The following is a 20,750-nucleotide window of genomic DNA, read 5'->3' as shown; positions in this document are numbered from 1 at the left end:
GCTCTGCGGACGCCGATGCGGAGAGCGATGCTGAGAGCGCGGAGGGCGACGGGTCGTCGTTCGTCGACGATGCCCGCACGATCGATCAGGTCCGTGCCGATGTGTTCTCCGACCTCTTGCTGGCGGGGACGCCCGCCCTCGATCCCACCGGCACCGGTGACGGCAACGGGACTCTGGGAGCGATCCGCGCTCACGTGCAGGTGGCCGTGTCGGCACTCACGCTGATGGGTCAAGATGAAGGGCCCGCGGATCTGGCCGGACGCTCGCCCATCGACGCCGCCACCGCCCGCGAACTCGCCGGCAACGCGACCTCGTGGGATCGGCTGCTCACCCACCCCGTCACCGGAACCGTCCTCGAGTGCGACAGCTACCGGCCCACCGCAGGGATGGTGCGGCTGCTACGTGCGCGCGATCGGCACTGCCGGTTCCCCGGATGCCGGCAACCAGCCATCCGATGCGAACTCGACCACACGATCGCCGCATCCGACGGTGGAGCGACACACGTGTGCAACCTCGCCAACCTCTGCAAGAGACACCACGACGTCAAACACCACACCCGATGGCGAGTACGACAACTCCCCGGCGGAAGGCTGATCTGGACATCACCCACCGGGCGGATCTACCGCGAAGACGCACCACCACCACTCGTCGCATTCACGGTCGCCACCACGATCACAGACCCACCCGATCCGGGGCGCCCACCGTTCTGATCCAGCGTGTGCCGAAACTCGCGCCCGCGTGCCAGAAGGTGCGCCCGAGCCTGCCCCGGGGCCCGGATTCGGATCCGTTTCGCGCAGCGCCGGTACAGAAGGCGCGACCATCCCACAGCGCTTCGCCGTCGTCAAGCCCCGGGGCAAGACGAGGGGAAGAGGCGTTACATCGGCACCCCACGAACGCAAGCGGTACCGAGAGGAGAACCGATGTCGCAGAACTATGGTGAGCCGACGTCCGGCTCGCAGACAGGATCAGGGTCGGGAACGGCGGAGACGGCGAAGCACGAAGCCGGAGAGGTCGCGGGCGCCGCAAAGGCCGAGGCCGGGCACGTCGTCGAGACGGCCAAGCAGGAAGCGGCGGGTGTCGCGTCGGAGGCCAAGTCTCAGGCGAAGCAGGTCTATGCGCAGACGAAGCAGCAGCTCACCGAGCAGGCGGCGTCGCAGCAGCAGCGTGTCGCCGACGGGCTTCGGTCCATCGGCGACGAGCTGGATTCTCTGGCGCAGAACTCCGAGAACCCCGGCATCGCCACCGACCTGGTGCGCCAGGTATCGACCCGCGTGAGCGGCGCGTCGGACTGGCTGTCGCAGCGCGACCCGGGCTCGCTGGTGAGCGAAGTGAAGAGCTTCGCCCGACGCAAGCCTGGCGTGTTCATCGCGGGAGCGTTGATCGCGGGCGTCGTCGCTGGTCGCCTCACCCGCGCCCTCACCGAGAGCGCGAAGGAGGAGCATGACTCCGCCCCCGCCTCCGGGGCGACCGGAACGACTGTCGGCGGAGTGCCCTCGGCACCGTCGGCACCGTCCCCCGCGCCGGTGAACGCTCCGCTCGACGCGCCGATCGGCACGCCGGGATCCGCAGCCACCGGCATTCCCGCAGCGCCGTCGGCCCCGTCGAACGCTCCCGTCGGGGCTCCGCTCGACGAGCCGATCGACGTCGCTCCGGACGCTGTCGAGCCCACCCCGCTGTACGACAGCTCCGTCGGCCGGACCGCCGATGAGCCGTACACCGAGGGCATCGGGGAGCGCCGAGATGACCGATAACCCCACGCCCTCCGAGCAGCAGGCGGCGAACACGTCGCTCGGCGACCTGCTGGGCGAGGTCACGCGCGACCTGTCGGAGCTGATGCGCCAGGAGATCAACCTGGCCAAAGCCGAGCTGAAGCAGTCGGGAACGCGCGCGGGCAAGGGCGCCGGAATGCTGGGCGGCGCGGGATACGCGGCGCTCATGGCGATCTTCTTCCTGTCGATCGCGCTCTGGTGGGCCCTCGGCCACCTGGTCGGGCTCGGCTGGTCGGCCGTCATCGTCGCCGTCATCTGGGGCGTCATCGCGGCCGTGCTCTACGCCCTCGGGCGCAAGCAGCTCGCGCAGGTCCAGGGCGCCCCGCAGACAGCCGAGACCCTGGGCAAGATCCCCGACGCATTGAAGAGAAATGAGGAGAACCGATGACCGATTCACCGGAAGCGATCCGCGCCGACATCGAGCGCAAGCGTCGCGAGCTGAGCCAAGACACCGACGCCCTCGTCGACAAGGTGACGCCCTCGAAGATCGCCCATCGTCAGACCGACAAGATCAAAGGCGCACTCGGATCCGTCCGTGACCGGGTGATGGGCGCGGCCGATGACGCCGGCTCGTCGCTGCACGACGCCGGGTCGTCCGTCGCCGGTGGCGTGTCCGGAGCTGCCCACAAGGTAGGCGCGAAGGCGGAGGGCAACCCTCTCGCCGTCGGGCTGATGGCCTTCGCCGGCGGTCTGCTCGTCGCCTCGCTCATTCCCGCATCCAGCAAGGAGAAGGGCATCGCGTCCGACGTCAAGGAGCAGGCGCAGCCCCTCGTCGAGGAAGCCAAGAGCGTCGCCCAGCAGGTCGGCTCCGACCTGAAGGAGCCGGTGCAGGATGCCGCGGCAGCGGTGAAGGAGACGGCTTCCGAGGCGGTCTCCCACGTCAAGAGCGACGCCCAGGACGGGGTCGGCACCGTCACCGATCGCGCCCAGGAGGCTCGCGACAACGTCAGCGGCAGCTGACATCCCCCGCAGCGCGAGCGCTGCACGAACCGTGCACCGGGGCGGCCGTCGTCGCCGGCCCGGTGCACGGTCGTGTTCCCCCCCGCGGCGCCGATCACCCCGCGGCGCCGATCACCCGCCGCGTGCATGATCCCCCAGGAGAGACATGAGCAATCAGAGAACCGACGGACCCGACCCCGAGCACCCCGCGAAGCCGGACTCCATCACCGATGTCGAGAAGCCCTCGTGGAAACACGTGCTCAAGCGGACTACCCGCGAGTTCAGCCGTGACCAGTGCCCCGACCTCGCGGCCGGCCTGACCTACTACGCCGTGCTGTCGGCGTTCCCCGCCCTCCTGGCCGTGTTCTCGCTCCTCGGCGTCATCGGACAGGGACAGCAAGCCGCCGATGCGGTGCTCGACATCGTCGGACAGATCGCGCCCGGAGGCGCCGCCGAGACCCTCCGCGGGCCGATCGAGGAGATCGCGGGCTCCCCCGCAGCGGGCTTCGCCCTCGTCTCCGGCATCGTTCTGGCGCTGTGGTCGGCCTCGGGTTACGTCGGGGCGTTCAGCCGCGCCATGAACCGCATCTGGGAGATCGACGAGGGCCGGCCGTTCCTCAAGCTCAAGCCGCAGCAGCTCGGCGTGACTCTCCTCGCGGTCGCGCTCGTCGTCGTCGCGCTCGTCCTTCTCGTCGTCTCCGGCCCCGTGGCGGAGGCCATCGGCGACGCGATCGGACTGGGCAGCACCGCCGTGCTCATCTGGCAGATCGCCAAATGGCCCGTGCTCGCCTTCATCGTCGTCCTGCTCGTCGCCGTGCTCTACTACTTCGGGCCCAACGCCAAGCAGCCTCGTTTCCGCTGGATCAGCGCGGGCGCCGTCATCGCCATCGTCGTGCTCGCCATCGCGACCGCGGGCTTCGGCATCTACGTCGCGAACTTCTCCAACTACGAGCGCACCTACGGGTCGTTCGCGGGCGTGATCATCTTCCTGCTGTGGCTGTGGATCACCAACCTCGCACTGCTGTTCGGCGCCGAGTTCGACGCCGAGCTCGAGCGCGGACGCGAACTGCAGGCCGGGATGCCGGCGGAGGAGACGATTCAGCTGCCGCCGCGCGACACCACCCGGATCGAGAAGACCGCGAAGCAAGAGGCCGAGGAGCGCGCGGAAGCGCGGCGCCTGCGCGCGACGGGAGGCAAGTCGGACGACTGAGGCTGTGCCGCGCTGCTGCCCGGGCCCCGAGAACGCCTCAGGGCAGCAGCGCGATCCGGTCGTCGAGGTAGGCGGCCAGCGGCATCCGGGCGCCCGCCGCGAACGCGACGGTCACGACACCGTCGTCGCTGCGCGCGAGCGGACCCGAAGCCCCGCCCGCATCGACGACGTCGAGATCGATCGGCGACCAGTCCAGATGCACCGGCTCGCCTTCGGCGAAGCCACCGCGGAACGCCGCCGCTGCGCGCTCGGAGCGGGCACGCTGCGCCTCGGCGGTGTACCCGCGGATCGCCTCGGCCCGGGCTCGCAGCAGCTCCCCGGTCGCGAACACCTCGTCGTCGGCGATGAGCAGAACACCGAGGTGCCACGCATCCCCGACCGGCAGGATGCGGGCGGCGCGGCCGAAACCCAGCAGGCGGCGCCCCTCACTCCGGACGCCGAGACGCTCGCGGGGAACACCGACAAGCCGACGGCGGGCGTCGGAGATCAGTTCGGTCGCAGCATCCGGCATCCTTCGATGCTATTGACCGTCGTCGTCGGCCGCGCGCACCTTGCGCTCCGCCGCCGCCAGAGCCTCCCGCGCCGACGCGACCACGTCGTCGAGCTCGTCGACGGTGGCGTCGGCCCGCTCGGCATCTCCGGACACCCGGGCAAGGTCTCGCCGGAGCCCGTCGGCCCGCTCGTGCAGCCTGTCGGCTCGTTCCCGCGCGCTCGAGCGACGCTCCTCCGCTCGTGCCAGCACGCGACCGGCCTCGCTCGCCTCGCGCTGCGCCTCACGCCTCCGCTTCTCGGCCTCGCGTCGAGCGCGGCGCTCGGCGAGGTCGTCACGCGGCCCGTCGGGCGCGTCGGGAACGCCGGGGATCGAACCGGCGACGCGGTCCGTCAGCGCGTCGGAGTCGAGCGCGCCCGGTTCGAGCGTACGCACCAGCCGGCCGGCCGCCACCACGGCCCCCGCCGCAGCATCGACGATCGCCGAGTTGACGGTCCGCTCCACCTCGTCACGGGCCGCTGCCGACAGCGAGACACCGGCGTCGTCAGCCAGGTCGGCGGACCGCCGCGCGAGCGCCGCGACGAGAGCACGCCGTTGCTTGCCGAGCCGGGCGAGTTCCGCCGCGTCGAGGTCGTCCTGAGCTTCGCGCAACGCGGTGGACAGTTCGAGCGCCTCACGGAACGAGGGGTCGTGGGCCAGCAGATTGACCGCCCACGCTGCGACCGTCGGCTTGCGGAGGCCCCGGATGCGGGAGCCGAGCGCCCCGGAAGCCTCGGCCGCACGAGCGTTACGGGCCGCGACGAAGTCTCCCGGCGGCACGACGAGCAGCTCCGCGGCCACCGCGTCGAACCCGTCATCCCCGCTGCCGCCGGTCCGCGCGCCGTTCGCCGTCATCCCGCCATTGTCACTGACGGCGCTTCGGAGCGCGCGGCATCAGCTCGCCGTCGACGACATCGAAGGCCGGGAGATCCGCGAACACATCGTCGTCGAGCGGGCCGGCACCTCTCGGCTCGAGCTCGTCATCGGGGCGGGGATCGATCGTCATCGACATCAACTTTTCTCCGCTATCCACGGAGCGTCGAGGCCTTGACAACAAGATTGGGGTTCGTCTCGCGGCGGTTTAATGTGGTGACGTGGGCACCATCTACTACGGAGACGGCGCATCGCCGATCCACATCGAAGACCGCACGCTGGCGCACCTCAAGGTGGTCATCGCCACGAAGCTGCGGCGCGGAGAGAGCTTCACGCTCTCGTGGCGACACCCCGACGGCGAGCCCACCGGGCGAAGCACGATCTGGCTGCACCCCTCGATCCCGCTCCGATTCGCTTTCGACGACCCCGAGCCGACGACGCTCAGCCGCGAGTGGGTCGAGGAGATGGCGAACTCGGCCAACTCGTCTGGCGGCATCATGATCGTCGCCGAGCATCTGGACGACCCCGACACGGTCGCGCCGTCCGGAAGCGACACGACCGCCTGACGGGCTGTGTGCCGCCCGGCGATCCGCCTCCGGCGGTCTGCCTGAGGCGACGTCAGCCGACTTCGGGTGCGCCGTCGTCCACGGGCTCGGGAACGATGGAGAGTCCCGCCGGGCCGCTCGCCACCTGCATGAGCTCCTCGACCCAATGCCGGTTGATCCGCGGCTGCCTGCTGCCCGAGAAGTGGAACTGCAGCGGCACGGACGGGTGGATCCAGTAGCTGCGACGCTCACCCCCGCGGGGCAGATCGATGTCGAACATGAACGGCTCGGAACGGCGCAGCTTGTTCATGATGACGATGCGCAGGTGTGCCAGAGTACGGTCGTCGATCTCGACGGAGTTCCCCAGCGTGTCGTAGATGAATCGGCCCACGCAGTGAGCCTAACGCGCAACGGACGGTCCGATAAACGACGGCCCGCGGGCGCGTGATCCGCTAACCGTCGATCTGAGCCGAGGTCTCGACCGCGAGCATCTCGGCCGCGCCCTCTTCGACGCCGATGGGGACGACCACGGGGCGGCTGGCACTGAAGGCCTCCCACTCCCGCAGGACCACGCGCTCGATGTCGACGACGGCGAGCGACGGGTGCGCGGCGGCCAGGCGCGAGACGACGCCCGAGAACGACGTCACCACCTGCCCTTCGATGGTGAAACGCTCCTCGGTCGGGGTCACCGGAAGGGAACACATGTTCCCATGGTGTCACGCGTCTTCCCGCGTGACGAATGTCAATTCGCGGGCTTTCTCCGCTGACTAGCTACCTGTCAGGAGCGGTCGCTGCGCGCCTGCTCCGCGCGCGGGTCAGGGGCGTGAGCGTCGACCTCGTCGACGGCCTGCTGGAGGCGTCCGAGGCACGCGATCACGGCCCGCGCCTCGTCGACGGTCATTCCGTCGACAGCGGCGATCATGCGCTCGTGCATCCGCCCGAGCGTCGCCCGCACCTCTTCGTCCGACTTCTCGGTGGCCACGACGTGAACACTGCGCCGATCGCTCGGATGCGCCTGGCGGACGACATGGCCCGACTTCTGCAGCCGATCGATCAGGGCCGTCGTCGAAGCGGTCGAGATACCGAGGTAGCGGGCGAGTTCGGTCGGCCCGACGAGACGGCCCTCGCCCTGCGCCTTGATGAGGTAGCGGAGGACGAGCAGCTCGTTCTCACCCATCGACATCGAGTCGCGGGTCCGCCGCCGCATGGCGGCTTCGGCGGCACGGTAGAGCCGGAAAGCCTGCAGAACGGCGATGCCGCGCTCGCGGGGAGTGCCGGGATCATCAGAGTCCGACGGATACCAGTAATGCGTGGGCGTCGGGACTTCGGGCACTTCGGCATCCTAAAACGTGCTCAGGGGTGTGCGCACGTGGCGCGCGCAGGGATTGACTCGATGGCTCATCCGTGAGACGGGATGATCCGAAACACGCACGACGCGGTCGGTCACTCGCCGCCGCCGGTCACTCGTCGCGGTCGTAGCCGAGCGCGGGGCCTTCGCCGTCGATCGTGTGTGCGCCGGGCGCGCCGGCGGCCTCTGCCCGGGCCCGACGAGCGCTCCTGCTGAGCAGTACGGCGGCCCCCGCGGCTGACAGCAGCGTTCCGAGGAGTACGCCGAGTCGGGCGCCGTCGGTGTGGACACCGTCGGCGAACGACAGGCCGGTGATGAGCAGCGAGACCGTGAACCCGATGCCGCACAGCAGACCGATGGGCAGGAGGTCACGCATCCCGACACCGCCGGGCAGGCGCAGCGGCGTGACGCGCGTGACGAGCGCGGTCGTCCCGAGCACCCCCGCAGCTTTGCCGACGACCAGGCCGACGACGATGGCGAGGACGACGGGCTGCGCGACGACCGCCAGGGGGTCGCTGGTTCCGACCACGCTGACCCCGGCGGCGAAGAACGCGAAGACCGGGAGCGCGATACCCGAGGAGAAGGGGCGCACCAGGTCGTCGTACGTGTCGGTGCGCGCCACGCTCTCGCCGTGCACCGGGCGGGCCGGGACGGCGAACCCGAGCAGCACCCCGGCGATCGTGGCGTGGACGCCGGACGCGTGGAGGAAGCCCCACACGACGAGTCCGAGCGGCAGCAGTACCCACCACCGGGCCCAGCGCTGCCGGACGACGACGGCGAACACCGCCGCGGTCGCGAGCGCCACCACGAGTGCCACGATGTGGATCGTCGCGGTGTAGAAGATCGCGATGATCAGGATCGCGAGCAGATCATCGACGACGGCGAGCGTCAGCAGGAACGTGCGCAGCCCCGGCGGGAGCCCCCGGCCGAAGATCGCCAGCACCGCCAGCGCGAAGGCGATGTCGGTCGCGGTCGGGATCGCCCACCCGCGCAGCGCGTCGGTGTCGCCCGAGACGAGGATCACGACGGTGAAGAGGATCGCGGGGAGCAGCATCCCCCCGACGGCCGCGAGCACCGGCACCGCGGCCTCGCGCGGGCGGCGCAGGCTGCCCGCGACGAACTCGTGCTTCAGCTCGACACCGACGACAAAGAAGAACAGCGCGAGCAGGCCGTCCGCGGCCCAGGTCGACAGCGAGAGATTCAGGTGCAGAGCCTCGGGCCCGATCGTGAACTCCGACAGCGCCGCATACGAGGCAGCGAGCGGCGAATTGGCCCAGATCAGGGCGAGCGCTGCAGCACCGAGCAGAAGTGCTCCGCCCGTCGTCTCGCGGGACAGCCAGCGGCGCAGCCGGGCTCGGCGGGGAAGAGCGTCGTACATGCGGGGACCTCTCGTCTTTCGCCGGCGGTCGCGCCGGCCCTGTCGACCAGACTTCCCGACACACCGACGGACAGCCTACTCCCCGGCAGGTTCGACCGCGGGACCCTCCGTCGACGCGCGCGCAACATGGAGCTCGGCGATGCGACGACGGTCCAACCGCGTCACCTCGATCGTCGCGCCGTCGACCTCGATACGGTCGCCGACCCTCGCGAGGCGCCCGAGCTGCTCGATCACGAAACCGGCGACGGTGTCGGACGTCCCCCGCGGGATCGAGATGCCGGTGGCCTCCTCGAAGTCCTGCAGGTTCAGCCGCCCGTCGACGGGTCCGCCGTCACCCGAAAGCGGATGCGGCATCGCCTCGGTGTCGTACTCGTCGACGATCTCGCCGACGACCTCCTCGACGAGATCCTCGAGCGTCACGATGCCGTCGGTGCCGCCGTACTCGTCGACGACGACCGCGATCTGACTGCCCTCCGCCCGCATCGACGTGAGTGTCGGCAGGAGGCGTGCGGTCGAGGGGAAGTACCGGATCGGCCGCACGATGGACTGGAGCGGCTGCGCGTCGTCAGTGCCCGCGGCATCCAGCACGTCGCGCACGTGCACGAACCCGGCAACATCGTCGATCGTCTGATCGATGATCGGGTAGCGCGAGTAGGGCAGATCGCGCACGAGCGCGGCCGCGGCACCCACGGTCTCGCCGCCCGGCAATGACACCACCTCAGGGCGCGGACGCATCACCTCGCTCAGCTGACGGTCGCGCAGCGACAGCACGTCGTCGAGGATGCGTCGCTCGTCCTCGGGGAGCCCCTCGTGGCTCGACACGATGTCGCGGAGCTCCTCGTCGCTCAGCTCCTCGCCGGTCTTGTTCGGGTCACCGCCCAACAGCCGCACGAGAAGGTTGGTCGAGAGCGAGAGCAGCCAGATCACCGGGCGCATGAGCTTCGCGAATCCGTTGAGCACCGGCGCGACGCCGTACGCGAAGGCGGCGTTGCGCTGGATCGCCAAGCGCTTGGGCACCAGCTCGCCCAGCACGAGCGAGAGGTAGGCGATGATCAGCGTCAGGACGATGGTCGCCACCGTCATCGCGGCCGCCTCGGAAAGCCCCCACGAGACCAGCAGCGGAGCGAGCGAGGGCGCGATCGACGAGGCGCCGTACGCCGCCGAGGCGAAGCCCGCGACCGTCACACCGATCTGCACGGCCGACAGGAAGGTGTTGGGGTTCCGCGCCAGCGCGGCGACCTTCTCACCCCGCTTGCCGCGCAGGGCGAGCGCGTTGACCTGGCTCTCGCGCAGCGTGACGAGCGCCATCTCGGTGGCGGCGAACACGCCACCGATGAGCACGAAGACGACGACGAGGACGATGTTGAGGAGCAGGTCGCCGTTCACCGGCGGACCTCGCTCGCGGGACGGGGCGCGCCCGGGGTCACCCGGGCGCCGGGACTGTCGGAGTCGGAGGCCTTCGAGGCTCGATGCGTCATCGCATAAAAATAGCGGCATCCGCTCGGGATGCGCTGAGCGCTTGACACAGGCCGAGGCCCCCACGACTCGCGGAATATGTCACGATGCAGGGATGGACGAGGGAGTTGCCGCGGAGCTCCGGGCCCTCCGCGTCCGCGCCTACGCGCCGGGCGGCGACATCGCCGACGATCCCGCCGCCCTGGCTCGGCTGGCGGAGCTGGAGGCGCGCGAACGCGAAGACCGGATGCCGCACGCGCGCGCGCCTGAACCCGATCCGGAGCCCGTGCGTCCGCCGATCATCGACGGGATCCCCGACCTGGCTACGCCCCGATCCGACGATCCGCGGGCTGACGAGTCGCAGACCGACGAGTCCCGGGATGACGACGCGGGGCCGACGGCTCCCCGCGCGCGACGGCTGCGCCGCCTGCTCATCTGGGCCGGTTCGCTCGTCGCGGTGGCGGTCGTCTCGGTCGGGATCACCGCGTTCGCCACGGCTCGCAGCGCCTCGACCGCGACGGCGCTGCCGCCGGACGCGGGAGTCTCGCACGTCACGACGCTGCTGCCGACGGGCGAGGAGATCCCCGATTTCATGCGCCCGTATGGCGACGAGCTCGAGGCAGAGTCATACGAGAGCTTCCTCGGCCTGCGGGTCTTCCGCGCCGTCGACACCTGGCAGGAGGGAGGGAACGTCTGCCTCTCGGTCGCGCGTTTGGACGATCCGACGTCCGGCGACACCTCGCGGAGCGGGTCGTACTACCAGGGCTGCTCCGCCGGCGCGTTCCCCGCGGCCGTCTCCTTCATCGTCTGGGACGATCAGCCCGAAGAGCTCCTCGAGCGCTATCCCGTCGGCACGGCGCTGCAGTTCGTCCTCACCGATGCCGGAGTCGACGTCTTCGTGTCCGAGGCCCCGACCTCCTCCGCTGCGCCGGAGGCTCCGGGGGAGGCGGGGGCTCAGCCGGCCGGCTGAGTGACGACGTCGGACTCGGCGGTGACGCCGTTGAGTTCGACGTAGAGGTGGCGCTCGGTGACCGAGACCGTCACGGTGTTGCGGCGGTCGAGCGCCGAGACGAGCGTGTCGATGAAGCCCGGCTCGAAGCTGTGAAGGGCGATCTCCGAGACGCGGTGGATCTTCTTCCCCGCCCACGCGGCCACGATGGGGCCGGGATTGCGCTGCGTGTAGACCGCGACGCGGTCGGCCTGCTTGCTCCCGAGGTGCAGCCGCGAGGCATCCGGCGCCCCCACCTCGATCCAGGCGACGATCGATCCGGTCAGGTCGCGCACGAGCACGGCGGGTTCGTCCTTCGCGGCGATCCCCTCGGTGAAGTCGATGCCCTCCTCGTACTCGAGGCAGTACGCCAGCAACCGGGTCAGCATGAAGGCGTCGGTCTCGGAAGGATGCCGCGCGACGCGCAGCGCGAACGACTCGTACACGCCTCGGTCGAGGTCGGCGAGCGTCGCATCGAACGTGTGGATCGTCGCCCCGGCAGCCATGAGGATCGAGCCTAGCCGCCCCGGGGTGGGCATCCGTGTGCGACGCTGTTCCCATGCGGATCGCACTGACGGGATCATCGGGAAAACTCGGCACGGTCGTCGCTCGTGAACTCACGGCGGCGGGGCACGAGGTCATCGGCTTCGACGTGGTCGGCACGCGCGGGCCCGCGTTCGTGCAGATCGACCTGACCGACTACGGCCAGGTCGTCGACGCTTTCGGTTCGGTCGGCGATCGCCACGACGGCGTCGACGCGATCGTGCACCTCGGCGCGGTGCCTGCTCCCGGCGTCCGTCCCGACATCGCGACGTTCCACAACAACATGGCGGCGACCTTCAACGTCTTCCACGCCGCGACGCGACTCGGCATCGACCGCGTCGTCTACGCCTCGAGCGAGACGGTGCAGGGGCTGCCGTTCGACGTGCCGCCCCCGTACATCCCCGTCGACGAGGAGTATCCCGCGCGCCCCGAGTCGGTGTACTCGCTCGTGAAGCACCTCGAGGAGCAGCTCGCGATCGAGCTCGTGCGCTGGCACCCGGGCCTCTCGATCACCGCACTGCGCTTCTCGAACGTCATGGTGCCCGAGGACTACGCCGAGTTCCCGTCGTTCGACGCCGACCCGATGCGTCGCAAGTGGAACGTGTGGAGCTACATCGACGCGCGCGACGGCGCCCAGGCCGTGCTGCGCGCGCTCGAGAACGCACCGGCCGGCTTCGATCGGTTCCTCATCGCCGCCGCCGACACCGTCATGTCACGCCCGAACGCAGAGCTCGTGGCCGAGGTGTTCCCCGGCGTCGAGATCCGCGGCGACCTCGGAACGAACGAGTCGCTCTTCTCGACCGAGAAGGCCCGGCGGCTTCTGGGCTACGAGCCGAAGCACTCCTGGCGCGACCACGTCTGAGGCGATCTAACGGTCACCCGCCGCGGCGACGCGGCGGGCCTGCTCGGCGGCGCCGAGCGCGACGTACTCGCCCGGCGCGGGCACCTCGACGTCGAGACCGAACACCGCGGGGGCGATCTGCTGCACGGCTGCCGACCGCGCTCCCCCGCCGACCAGCAGCACGCGCCGCAGCGGCACGCCCTGGTCGCGCAGCGCGTCCAGTCCGGCGCCGAGGCCCGCCAGCATCCCCTCGACCGCTGCACGGGCGAGGTTCTCCCGCGTGGTCGAGGCGAGCGTCATCCCGGTCAGCGAGGCCGTCGCATCCGGCAGATTCGGCGTGCGCTCGCCCTCGAAGTACGGCACGAGCGTCAGCCCTCCCGCCCCGGGCTCGGCCGACAGCGCGAGGTGCGACAGGCCGTCGTGGTCGACCCCCAGCAGGGCGGCGACGACGTCGAGCACGCGAGCGGCGTTGAGCGTGCATACGAGCGGCAGGTGGTGCCCGTCCGCCGAGGCGAAGCCCGCGACGGTCCCGGTGGCATCGACCGCGGGCGTCTCGCTCACGGCGAAGACCGTGCCGGACGTGCCGATCGAGACGACGACGTCGCCGACGCCCGCGCCGACACCGAGAGCGGATGCCGCGTTGTCGCCGGCGCCCGCGGCGACCCGGCGGCCGCCCTGATCCTCGACCCACTCGTTCGCGGCGAGGACCCGCGGAACCACGGCGTCGTGCCCGAGAGCGGCTACGAGCAGCTCCCGGTCGTACTCGCCCGTGACCGCGCTCCAGTAGCCGGTTCCCGAGGCGTCGGAACGATCCGTGACGAGCTCGGCCAGCGCGGCGGCCCCGCCCGTGCCGTCGGAAACCGGGCCGAAGCCGCGCAGGCGCCAGGTCAGCCAGTCGTGCGGAAGGGCCACCGCCGCGGTCCGCGCGGCGTTCTCCGACTCGTGCTCGCGCAGCCACCGCAGCTTGCTGATGGTGAACGAGGCGACCGGAACGAGTCCGGTGCGCTCGGCGAGCCGGTCGGCGCCGTATTCGGCCACGAGATCGGATGCCGCCTGCGCCGAACGGGTGTCGTTCCACAGCAGCGCGTCGCGTACGACGGCGCCCCGCTGGTCGAGCGCGACGAGGCCGTGCTGCTGGCCGCCGATCGACCAGGCCTCAACGTCCGCCATCCCGCCCGCGAGCTCGATCGCCGCCTGCAGGGCGGTCCACCACGACTCGGGGTCGACGCTCGTGCCGTCCGGGTGGGGCGCACGCCCCTCCCGGACGACCCGACCGGTCTCGGCGTCGACGATCACGACCTTGCACGATTGGGTCGACGAGTCGACACCCATGACCAGCGTCATGCCGGCATCCTCTTCTCTCGGGTTAGGGGACTCTCGCGGCGCCGGCGTCAGCGTGCGCCGAGCAGGTGCTCGGTCGCGAGCTGCTGCAGGCGGACGAAGCCGAAGCCCTTGCCGCCGAGGTACGCGTCGGCGTCGAAGTCCTCGTAGGCCGAGCGGTCACCGACGAAGTCGTCGTAGGTCTCACCCTCGCCGAAGGTCGGCCGGGCGAGCTCCGGAACGCGCGCCGCTTCGAGCGCCTCCTGCACCTCCGGGTCGGCGCGGAACGCCGCAGCCCGCTCCTTGAGCAGCAGGTAGGTGCGCATGTTCGCGGCGGCGGAGTCCCAGACGCCGGTCTCGTCCTCGGTGCGGCTCGGCTTGTAGTCGAAGTGGCGGGGTCCGTCGTACGCGGGGCCGCCGTTCGGGCCGCCGTTCTCGAGCAGGTCGACGAGCGCGAACGCATTGTGCAGGTCGCCGTGACCGAAGACGAGGTCCTGGTCGTACTTGATGCCGCGCTGTCCGTTGAGGTCGATGTGGAAGAGCTTGCCGTGGTACAGCGCCTGCGCGATGCCGGCCGCGAAGTTCAGGCCCGCCATCTGCTCGTGTCCAACCTCGGGGTTCAGACCGACGAGCTCGGGACGCTCGAGCGACTCGATGAAGGCGAGGGCGTGACCCACGGTCGGAAGCAGGATGTCGCCGCGCGGCTCGTTCGGCTTGGGCTCGATCGCGAAACGCAGGTTGTAACCCTTCTCGACGACGTAGTCGCCGAGGAAGTTCACGGCCTCGCGGTAGCGCTCCAGCGCCTGTCGGACATCCTTCGCCGAGTCGTACTCGGCACCCTCGCGGCCGCCCCACATGACGAAGGTCTCGGCGCCGAGCTCGGCACCCAGGTCGATCTGTCGCAGCACCTTGCGGATTGCGAAGCGCCGCACCGCGCGGTCGTTCGAGGTGAAGCCGCCGTCCTTGAAGACCGGGGCGCTGAAGAGGTTGGTGGTCACCATGGGCACGGTCAGGCCGGTGTCGGCGAGCGCGCCCTTGAGGCGATCGATCTGCGTCTGCCGCTCGCTCTCGCTCGACCCGAAGGCGAACAGGTCGTCGTCGTGGAACGTCAGCCCCGCGGCCCCGAGCTCGGCGAGCTTCTCGACGGCGTGGACGACGTCGAGGGGCGGCCGGGTCGGTCCGCCGAACGGGTCGGTTCCGTTGTAGCCGATGGTCCAGAGGCCGAACGTGAACTTGTCGGCCGGGGTCGGGGTGCGCATGCGTGCTCCTTCGCTTCGATTGCTGCGACCTCAGCGTAGGTCGGTTTGTCTATTACGTCAACAAACTGTGTTCTCGTAGGCTGATGCCGTGAGTGTCGCGCCCGGAACCGCCGAACTCGTCCGGCGAGTGAACCTCGCCCGGATGCTCGTCACCGTGCACCGCGACGGTCCGATCTCGCGGGCCGCGCTCACCGCGGACCTCGGCCTCAACCGCTCGACCATCGGAGCGCTGACCGCCGAGCTCGCGCGCCTGGGCCTCGTCACCGAGACCGCCGGCGCTGCCGAGGGTCGCATCGGGCGCCCGTCCCCCGTCATCACGGCCCGCCCCGATGTGGTCGCCGTCGCCGTGAACCCCGAGGTCGATGCGGTGACACTCGCCGCCGTCGGCCTCGACCGCCGGATCCACGCGCGCCGCCGCGCGCTCACGACGACCCTCATCACGCCGCACGCGCTGGCGTCGCTGATCGCCGCGACGATCGAGGAATGGCGCAGCGGGCCGCTCGCCACGACCAGGGTCATCGGGGTCGGTGTCGCCGTCCCCGGGCTCGTCGACCCGGCTGCCGGCCTGGTCGTGCACGCGCCGCACCTGCGGTGGACGGACGCCCCGCTCGCCGATCTCGTCACCGCCGCGACGGGCACCCCGACGACCGTGGGCAACGATGCCTCGTACGGCGCGCACGCCGAGTACCTCTTCGGCGCCGCGCGCGGCGTCGCCGATGTGATCTACCTCAACGGCGGAGCGAGCGGCATCGGTGGCGGGCTCGTCGTCGGCGGCGGACTCGTCGGCGGCGCGCGAGGCCTCGCGGGGGAGTTCGGGCACAATCCGGCGATCTTCGAGGATGCCGCGGACCGGCGATCCGGTGAACGCGCCGCCCTCGAAGACGAAGTGAGCCGGCACCGCCTGATCGCCTCGCTCGGGCTGCCCGGCGCCGACGACGCCGAGTTGCGGGCAGCGGTCCACGGCGCCGCGAATCCGGCGGCGCGCGCCGAGGTGCATCGGCAGCGCCGCATCCTCGCGTCCGCCGTAGCGAGCGCGGTCAACGTCCTCGATCCCGCTGTCGTCGTCCTCGGCGGCTTCCTCGCGCCGCTCGTCGAGACGGACGTCGACGGCTTCGCCGACGCGGTCGCCCGTCAGACGATCTCCGGCTCGGCGCCGCTCGTGCGCACCGCCGAGCTGGGAGACGACCGCCTGCTCGTCGGCGCTGCCGAGACCGCGTTCGCCGCGCTGCTGTCGGATCCGGTCCCCGTCATGACCGGCGCCGACGCCGCCATGACGGATTCCGGCGTGGCGTCAAGCGCCGGTCGGCCCGCGCGCTGAACTCGTACGATCGAGAAGACGCGCGACTCCGCGTCATCCGTCCCGAGAGAAACGTCCGCATGGCTTCGAGATCCGCCCGTCCCGCCGACCCGCCGCTGCGCCAGCGCAACGCGCTCGCCCCCGGCATCCTCGGGGCCGCTGCGCTCGTGGCCGGAATCCCGCTCATCGGCGGCGAGTTCGCGATGGTCATCTCGTTCGTCGTCGCGATCCTCGCGCTCATCATCGCGTGGTTCGCGATCCAGGCGCGGCAGTGGTGGTGGGCTGTGCCGATCGCGGCTATCGCGGTGCTGTGGAACCCGGTGTACCCCTTCTCGCTCGACCAGCCGGTCTGGCTGGCCGCGCACGTCGTCGGCGCGGCGACCTTCATCGCAGCGGGAGCCCTCGTGTGGGTACCCCGCCCCGAGGCAGCCCGGTGACCGGAACCGGAATCGTCTGGGCTCGCGTCGAGGACGGGTTCCACGTCGGAAGCCGTACCGGCGAGTTCGTGGGTTACATCGACCGGCAGCCCGACGGCCGGTACCTCGCCTACGACTCACGGTCGGCCTGCGCCGGATCCTTCTCCGACCTGACCACGGCGATGCGCGCGCTCGCGGTGCGAGCGACGCCCGGGATCGCGGCCGAAGAACCGCCCATCGAACTCCGGGAGATCCGATGACCTCGACATCCGAGGGCCTGCTCTCGATCCTCTACACGAGCAACGCCCGCGCACCCTTCGGCGACGACGACCTGGCAGCGCTGCTCGCGCAGAGCCGAGCGTCCAACGCGGCGCGAGACCTGACCGGGATGCTGCTGTACCGCGGCGGCCGGTTCGTGCAGGTGCTCGAGGGACCCGAGCCGGCCGTGCGAGATCTGCTCGCGACCATCCGGCAGGACTCCCGTCACTCCGACATGCGGGTCCTCATCGAGCAGCCCATCGCCCACCGCGAGTTCCGCGAGTGGACGATGGGCTATCAGCCGATCGCCGAGACGACCGGCGACGCCCCGACGGGGTTCCGCGACACCTTCGACGACCTCGAGGGCTCGGACGACCCGAGCGCGACGCTGCGCGCCGCCCGGGAGCTGAGCCTGTGGTTCCGTGTGCGGTCGGCTCGTCCGCAGCGGGACGCGGACGCCGGGTCGTAGTTACGCGCCGCGCCCCGTGGCGTCCTGCAGGCGGTCGATCTGCTCGGACGCCTCGGCCTTGGTGAGGTTGCCCGGCAACTCTTCGCCCGCCTCGCGCGCCAGCGTGTCGAGGTAACTCCGCTGCGGGCCCGTCATGGGCTCATCGCCGGTGACCCACGTGTCGGGATCCTTGACCGGCGAGCCCTCGCCGCCGCCCTCGGTGCCGCCCAGCGTGTCGGTCGCACCCGGCGTCTCGGCCGCGGGCTCCGGCGACGCCGGCGGAGTCGGGGCCGACGGCTCGCCGGGCGCCGGCGCCGTCGGCTCGGCGGGAACGGGAACGGTCGGCTCGGCGGGGGCCGGGAAGGTCGGCTCGTCGGGTGTGGGGATGCTCTGATCGCTCATTCCTCGACGCTAGGCCGACGGGCCCCAGAAGCCGAGGCACTTGCGCGTTCCGCGAAAAGCACTCAACGAGAGAACCCGGCCCGGGGACGTCGTTCGGGCAACGTCCCCGTGACCGGGTGTTCTTCGATGTTCGGCGATCGACCGCAAGGAATACGCAACGCGCACACCGAGCAACCTCAAGAAATCCGCAAGATCGGCCTCAGCCGCGGCGCGCAGGGGCGGAGAGCCGGATCACGGCGGAATCGTCCGCCTCACCGAGGCCCTGAGCCTGTGCGAGGAGGTAGCTCTGCTCGGCCGCAGCGGCGAGCGGCGCCGGGAGTCCCGCCCGCCGCGCGGCGGCGCCGACGATGCCCATGTCCTTGACGAAGATGTCGAGGCGACTGAGCACCTCGGCGCCCTCGTCGTCCCAGGCCTGCAGCATGCGCGGGCCGCGGTTTCCGAGCATGAACGACGCGGCGGCCCCGGCCTGCAGCGCCTCGAGTGTGCGTTCGAGGTCGAGCCCCAGGCGGTCGGCGAGCGCGAGCGCCTCGGCGGCTGCAGCGATGTGCACACCGCACAGCAGCTGGTTGACGGTCTTCAGCGCCTGACCGTCGCCGGCGCGCTCGCCCACGATGGTCAGCGTCGACGCGAGCGCCTCCAGGACGGGCCTCGCGACCGCGAGGGCTCGGGGGTCGGCCCCGACGACGATCAGCAGATCGCCCTCTCGCGCCCGGACCGGGCCACCGCTCAGCGGGGCGTCGACGAGGCCGATGCCCCGCTGCGCGAGCGAGGCCGCGACGTCGGCGACCCCGTCGGTTCCGACGGTGCTCGTGAGAACGACGACCGCTCCCTCGGCGAGCGCGTCGACGATGCCGGCATCCCCGAACAGGACATCCGCGAGCTGAGCGGAGTCGCGCACCGCCACCAGGACGACCTGCGCACCCGCCGCAGCCTCCGCGGCGGAAGCAGCCGGGGTCACGTTCGCTTCAGCGGCCAGTGCGAGCCGGGTGGGGGCGATGTCGAAGCCGCGGACACGGAAAGTCTCCGCCAGGCGGGCGGCCATCGGCAGGCCCATCGCGCCGAGCCCCAGTACCGCAACCGTGGTGTTGTCGTTCATTTCGACCGTGCTCCTTCGTCTCAGGCGGAATGTGCGGGCGTCAGCGAGAGCCGCTCGACAGCGGCGGTGAGCGACCCGTCGTCGCCGACGTTGCCGGCGAACACGATGTAGGGGATTCCGGATGCCGGCCCGTCGGCTGCTTCCCAGACGGACACGATGCCGGGGAAGAGCGAACCGCGGACCCGCGCGCGCCGGATCTCGAGCCCGCGCGTCGCGACGTCGCTCGAGGTGATGCCGCCCTTCGCGATCACGAAACGGGGCGTGACCCGTGCGACGACCGTTCGGACGACCTCGACGACGGCTTCCGAGACCTGACGGGAGATGTCGAGGCTCTCGTCGGGGTCGTCGGTGCGGACGAGCGTGCGGCTGGTGTGCAGCACGACATCGCCGCGCAGCAGCGCGGTGGCGACGGTCGCGCAGGCGCGGTCGAGTTCGGCTCGCCGTTCGGAGGGATCGAGCAGTCGCGGGACGTCGAGCTCCACGACCGCCTCGAGCGGGCGGCGACGCACGAGGTCGGCGAGCTGGCGGCTGGTGAGACCGACGTGCGAGCCGACGACGACCAGTCCCCCGCGGGTCGCATGGTCGACGCTCAGCTCGGCGGCGTCGACGGGCGGCCGGCGGCGCTGGCCGATGCGGGCTCGGACGAAGGGCGGTCCCACCCGGTAGACGAACGATCGGCCCTCGGCCTCCACCGCCTCGAGACCGAGCGCCAGCTCGACCAGGTCCTCCTCCACGACGGCATCGACCACGATGGGAGCCCCCGCCGGGGCGGCGCGCAGCACCGCCGCCACGGCTGCCGTCCCCGCGCGGAGGTCATCGACCGTGACCTCGACGACGTCCGCAGCCGGGATGGCGCCGCCCGTCTTCTCCGCCACCCAGTCCGCCAGCCGCGATGCACGGAAGCCGAAGGTCGAGTCGCGGGCGAACTCCGTCTCGCCGATGGGAGTGAAGCCCCCGTCCGACAGGATGCCGTGGACGCCGCGGACCGTCACGCGTCCAGCATCCGGGAAGGCGGGCACGACGACGACGTTCGTCGGAGCGAGCGCCCCGGAGCGACCGATCTCGTCGGCGATGGTGTCGGGCTCGAGCGGGAAATGCCCGCGGAGCGTCGAATCGCTGCGGCTGACGAAGTCGACGCGCACGCGCGCTGTCTCCGCGGCCGCGAGTGCCGCCCGCGCGACCTCACGGTTGATGCGCTCGGCCTCCGCCGGCGCGAGGCTGCGCGAGTTGGTCAGGACGTACACCGCGGGAGCGCCGGACGAGAACGCCCACGCGAAATCGGCCACGTCCCACGCGCCGAGCACCGGCAGGTCGGCGACCGACTGCGTCCCGGTCGGATCGTCGTCGAGGACGACGAACACACGACGACCGTCGGCCATGCGCTCCGCCAGGAGATCGAGGTCGGGGCGCGAGACGGCCGGCAGATCGGGCAGGGGCACCGTGGGGGCCACGTGTTCTCCTCGTCGTTGAGTGAGGTCAGCCGATGTCGGCTGCTGTCAGCTGTATGACAGCATGCAGCAGCCGGGCATCGCCGTCAACATCGGAGACGAGATCGCCCCGGGGCTTGCGCCAACCCCCTCGCGGATCGCACGCTGGCATCACTGGTCACCCGGTACCACGAACGTGAGGAGTCAGATATGCCCGACATCGAGCGAGAGCACGGCACCGAGGTTCCTGTCGCCGACGCCGAGGAACAGCAGCTGCCGGCCACGGCCGACGACAGCGCGGCCCCCGAGATCCCCACCCCGAGCACGGAGGCCGACGCCGCCGACGTGTGGGAGCAGCGTCACGAGGTGCCGGTGGACGACGACGAACCGGAATCGGAGTGAGGCGCGC

General features: G+C 71.0%; 27 protein-coding genes. 13 read left to right on the top strand and 14 right to left on the bottom strand.

What is annotated here, in order from left to right; genetic code table 11:
* From DO944_RS13785 to DO944_RS13765, 5 genes are all read left to right on the top strand, one after another.
* On the top strand, window positions 1–710 hold a 710-nt coding region (locus DO944_RS13785; protein ID WP_146752074.1), incomplete at its 5' end, for an HNH endonuclease signature motif containing protein.
* A 210-nt stretch (window positions 711–920) separates the two neighbouring features.
* Window positions 921–1,751, top strand: coding sequence for a hypothetical protein (locus DO944_RS13780; RefSeq protein WP_112617741.1), 831 nt, complete (start codon window positions 921–923; stop codon window positions 1,749–1,751).
* Window positions 1,741–2,157, top strand: coding sequence for a phage holin family protein (locus DO944_RS13775; RefSeq protein ID WP_112617740.1), 417 nt, complete (start codon window positions 1,741–1,743; stop codon window positions 2,155–2,157). Before DO944_RS13780 ends, DO944_RS13775 begins: the two co-directional genes overlap by 11 nt.
* Entirely contained in the window at window positions 2,154–2,729 is a 576-nt protein-coding gene (locus tag DO944_RS13770; RefSeq protein WP_112617739.1) for a DUF3618 domain-containing protein, read from the top strand. Before DO944_RS13775 ends, DO944_RS13770 begins: the two co-directional genes overlap by 4 nt.
* Window positions 2,730–2,874: 145 nt before the next feature.
* Complete coding sequence (locus DO944_RS13765; protein WP_112617738.1) at window positions 2,875–3,918, top strand: YihY/virulence factor BrkB family protein; 1,044 nt, start codon at window positions 2,875–2,877, stop codon at window positions 3,916–3,918.
* 37 nt (window positions 3,919–3,955) lie between these two features.
* On the opposite strand, the gene DO944_RS13760 is transcribed toward DO944_RS13765, so the two are convergent.
* From DO944_RS13760 to DO944_RS15715, 3 genes are read right to left on the bottom strand one after another with little or no spacing between them, the layout of a single operon-like run.
* On the bottom strand, window positions 3,956–4,429 hold the full coding sequence (locus tag DO944_RS13760; protein WP_112617737.1) for a glutaminase: 474 nt from the start codon (window positions 4,427–4,429) through the stop codon (window positions 3,956–3,958).
* A 9-nt stretch (window positions 4,430–4,438) separates the two neighbouring features.
* Window positions 4,439–5,302, bottom strand: coding sequence for a transposase (locus DO944_RS13755; protein WP_112617736.1), 864 nt, complete (start codon window positions 5,300–5,302; stop codon window positions 4,439–4,441).
* Between the two features lie 10 nt (window positions 5,303–5,312).
* Window positions 5,313–5,453, bottom strand: a complete 141-nt coding sequence (locus DO944_RS15715) for a hypothetical protein (protein ID WP_162815491.1) — start codon at window positions 5,451–5,453, stop codon at window positions 5,313–5,315.
* Window positions 5,454–5,541: 88 nt separating this feature from the next.
* On the opposite strand from DO944_RS15715, the gene DO944_RS13750 reads away from it, so the two are divergent.
* Window positions 5,542–5,886, top strand: a complete 345-nt coding sequence (locus DO944_RS13750; protein ID WP_112617735.1) for a hypothetical protein — start codon at window positions 5,542–5,544, stop codon at window positions 5,884–5,886.
* Window positions 5,887–5,938: 52 nt separating this feature from the next.
* On the opposite strand, the gene DO944_RS13745 is transcribed toward DO944_RS13750, so the two are convergent.
* The 5 genes from DO944_RS13745 to DO944_RS13725 form a co-directional block, all read right to left on the bottom strand.
* The gene (locus DO944_RS13745) at window positions 5,939–6,256 is read right to left on the bottom strand and encodes an ATP-dependent DNA ligase (protein ID WP_112617734.1); all 318 of its coding nucleotides are present in this window, start codon (window positions 6,254–6,256) and stop codon (window positions 5,939–5,941) included.
* A 61-nt stretch (window positions 6,257–6,317) separates the two neighbouring features.
* The gene (locus tag DO944_RS13740) at window positions 6,318–6,569 is read right to left on the bottom strand and encodes a hypothetical protein (RefSeq protein ID WP_023953898.1); all 252 of its coding nucleotides are present in this window, start codon (window positions 6,567–6,569) and stop codon (window positions 6,318–6,320) included.
* A 74-nt stretch (window positions 6,570–6,643) separates the two neighbouring features.
* Complete coding sequence (locus DO944_RS13735; RefSeq protein ID WP_258524751.1) at window positions 6,644–7,198, bottom strand: MarR family winged helix-turn-helix transcriptional regulator; 555 nt, start codon at window positions 7,196–7,198, stop codon at window positions 6,644–6,646.
* Between the two features lie 127 nt (window positions 7,199–7,325).
* Window positions 7,326–8,591, bottom strand: a complete 1,266-nt coding sequence (gene nhaA / locus DO944_RS13730; protein WP_112617733.1) for a Na+/H+ antiporter NhaA — start codon at window positions 8,589–8,591, stop codon at window positions 7,326–7,328.
* 75 nt (window positions 8,592–8,666) lie between these two features.
* The gene (locus DO944_RS13725; RefSeq protein WP_258524750.1) at window positions 8,667–9,977 is read right to left on the bottom strand and encodes a hemolysin family protein; all 1,311 of its coding nucleotides are present in this window, start codon (window positions 9,975–9,977) and stop codon (window positions 8,667–8,669) included.
* 184 nt (window positions 9,978–10,161) lie between these two features.
* Between DO944_RS13725 and DO944_RS13720 the strand changes: the two genes are divergently transcribed.
* Window positions 10,162–11,016, top strand: coding sequence for a hypothetical protein (locus DO944_RS13720; protein WP_112617731.1), 855 nt, complete (start codon window positions 10,162–10,164; stop codon window positions 11,014–11,016).
* On the opposite strand, the gene DO944_RS13715 is transcribed toward DO944_RS13720, so the two are convergent.
* Complete coding sequence (locus tag DO944_RS13715; protein ID WP_112617730.1) at window positions 11,001–11,540, bottom strand: YaeQ family protein; 540 nt, start codon at window positions 11,538–11,540, stop codon at window positions 11,001–11,003. The two genes, DO944_RS13720 and DO944_RS13715, sit on opposite strands and share 16 nt — an antisense overlap.
* Before the next feature lie 53 nt (window positions 11,541–11,593).
* Here DO944_RS13715 and DO944_RS13710 point away from each other — a divergent pair, with 53 nt between their 5' ends.
* Complete coding sequence (locus DO944_RS13710; protein WP_112617729.1) at window positions 11,594–12,439, top strand: NAD(P)-dependent oxidoreductase; 846 nt, start codon at window positions 11,594–11,596, stop codon at window positions 12,437–12,439.
* Window positions 12,440–12,445: 6 nt separating this feature from the next.
* On the opposite strand, the gene xylB is transcribed toward DO944_RS13710, so the two are convergent.
* A complete protein-coding gene (xylB, locus tag DO944_RS13705; RefSeq protein WP_181574257.1) occupies window positions 12,446–13,762 on the bottom strand; it encodes a xylulokinase in 1,317 nt (438 codons plus the stop codon).
* Between the two features lie 47 nt (window positions 13,763–13,809).
* Window positions 13,810–14,997, bottom strand: coding sequence for a xylose isomerase (gene xylA / locus DO944_RS13700; protein WP_112617728.1), 1,188 nt, complete (start codon window positions 14,995–14,997; stop codon window positions 13,810–13,812).
* Window positions 14,998–15,085: 88 nt separating this feature from the next.
* Here xylA and DO944_RS13695 point away from each other — a divergent pair, with 88 nt between their 5' ends.
* From DO944_RS13695 to DO944_RS13680, 4 genes are read left to right on the top strand one after another with little or no spacing between them, the layout of a single operon-like run.
* Window positions 15,086–16,315: an ROK family protein gene (locus DO944_RS13695; RefSeq protein ID WP_258524749.1), complete on the top strand. Its 1,230-nt coding sequence runs from the start codon at window positions 15,086–15,088 to the stop codon at window positions 16,313–16,315.
* A 59-nt stretch (window positions 16,316–16,374) separates the two neighbouring features.
* Complete coding sequence (locus tag DO944_RS13690; protein ID WP_112617727.1) at window positions 16,375–16,731, top strand: DUF6804 family protein; 357 nt, start codon at window positions 16,375–16,377, stop codon at window positions 16,729–16,731.
* Entirely contained in the window at window positions 16,728–16,970 is a 243-nt protein-coding gene (locus DO944_RS13685; RefSeq protein ID WP_112617726.1) for a hypothetical protein, read from the top strand. The genes DO944_RS13690 and DO944_RS13685 overlap by 4 nt, the downstream gene beginning before the upstream one ends.
* Window positions 16,967–17,437: a BLUF domain-containing protein gene (locus tag DO944_RS13680; RefSeq protein ID WP_112617725.1), complete on the top strand. Its 471-nt coding sequence runs from the start codon at window positions 16,967–16,969 to the stop codon at window positions 17,435–17,437. Before DO944_RS13685 ends, DO944_RS13680 begins: the two co-directional genes overlap by 4 nt.
* Here the strand turns inward: DO944_RS13680 and DO944_RS15965 are convergent, their stop codons facing one another.
* From DO944_RS15965 to DO944_RS13665, 3 genes are all read right to left on the bottom strand, one after another.
* Complete coding sequence (locus DO944_RS15965) at window positions 17,438–17,647, bottom strand: DUF3072 domain-containing protein (RefSeq protein WP_112617918.1); 210 nt, start codon at window positions 17,645–17,647, stop codon at window positions 17,438–17,440.
* Between the two features lie 370 nt (window positions 17,648–18,017).
* The gene (locus DO944_RS13670; RefSeq protein ID WP_112617724.1) at window positions 18,018–18,914 is read right to left on the bottom strand and encodes an NAD(P)-dependent oxidoreductase; all 897 of its coding nucleotides are present in this window, start codon (window positions 18,912–18,914) and stop codon (window positions 18,018–18,020) included.
* Between the two features lie 20 nt (window positions 18,915–18,934).
* Window positions 18,935–20,365: a four-carbon acid sugar kinase family protein gene (locus DO944_RS13665; RefSeq protein WP_220118362.1), complete on the bottom strand. Its 1,431-nt coding sequence runs from the start codon at window positions 20,363–20,365 to the stop codon at window positions 18,935–18,937.
* Window positions 20,366–20,551: 186 nt separating this feature from the next.
* On the opposite strand from DO944_RS13665, the gene DO944_RS13660 reads away from it, so the two are divergent.
* Window positions 20,552–20,743 (top strand): hypothetical protein, encoded by a 192-nt coding sequence (locus DO944_RS13660; RefSeq protein WP_112617723.1) that lies wholly within the window; start codon window positions 20,552–20,554, stop codon window positions 20,741–20,743.
* Window positions 20,744–20,750: the final 7 nt, after the last annotated feature.

This window comes from Microbacterium sp. SMR1 (assembly GCF_003289625.1).
Classification (GTDB): Bacteria; Actinomycetota; Actinomycetes; order Actinomycetales; family Microbacteriaceae; genus Microbacterium; species Microbacterium plantarum.
The sequence above is the reverse complement of the archived record's forward strand: the minus strand, read 5'-3'. Positions and strand labels throughout refer to the sequence as shown.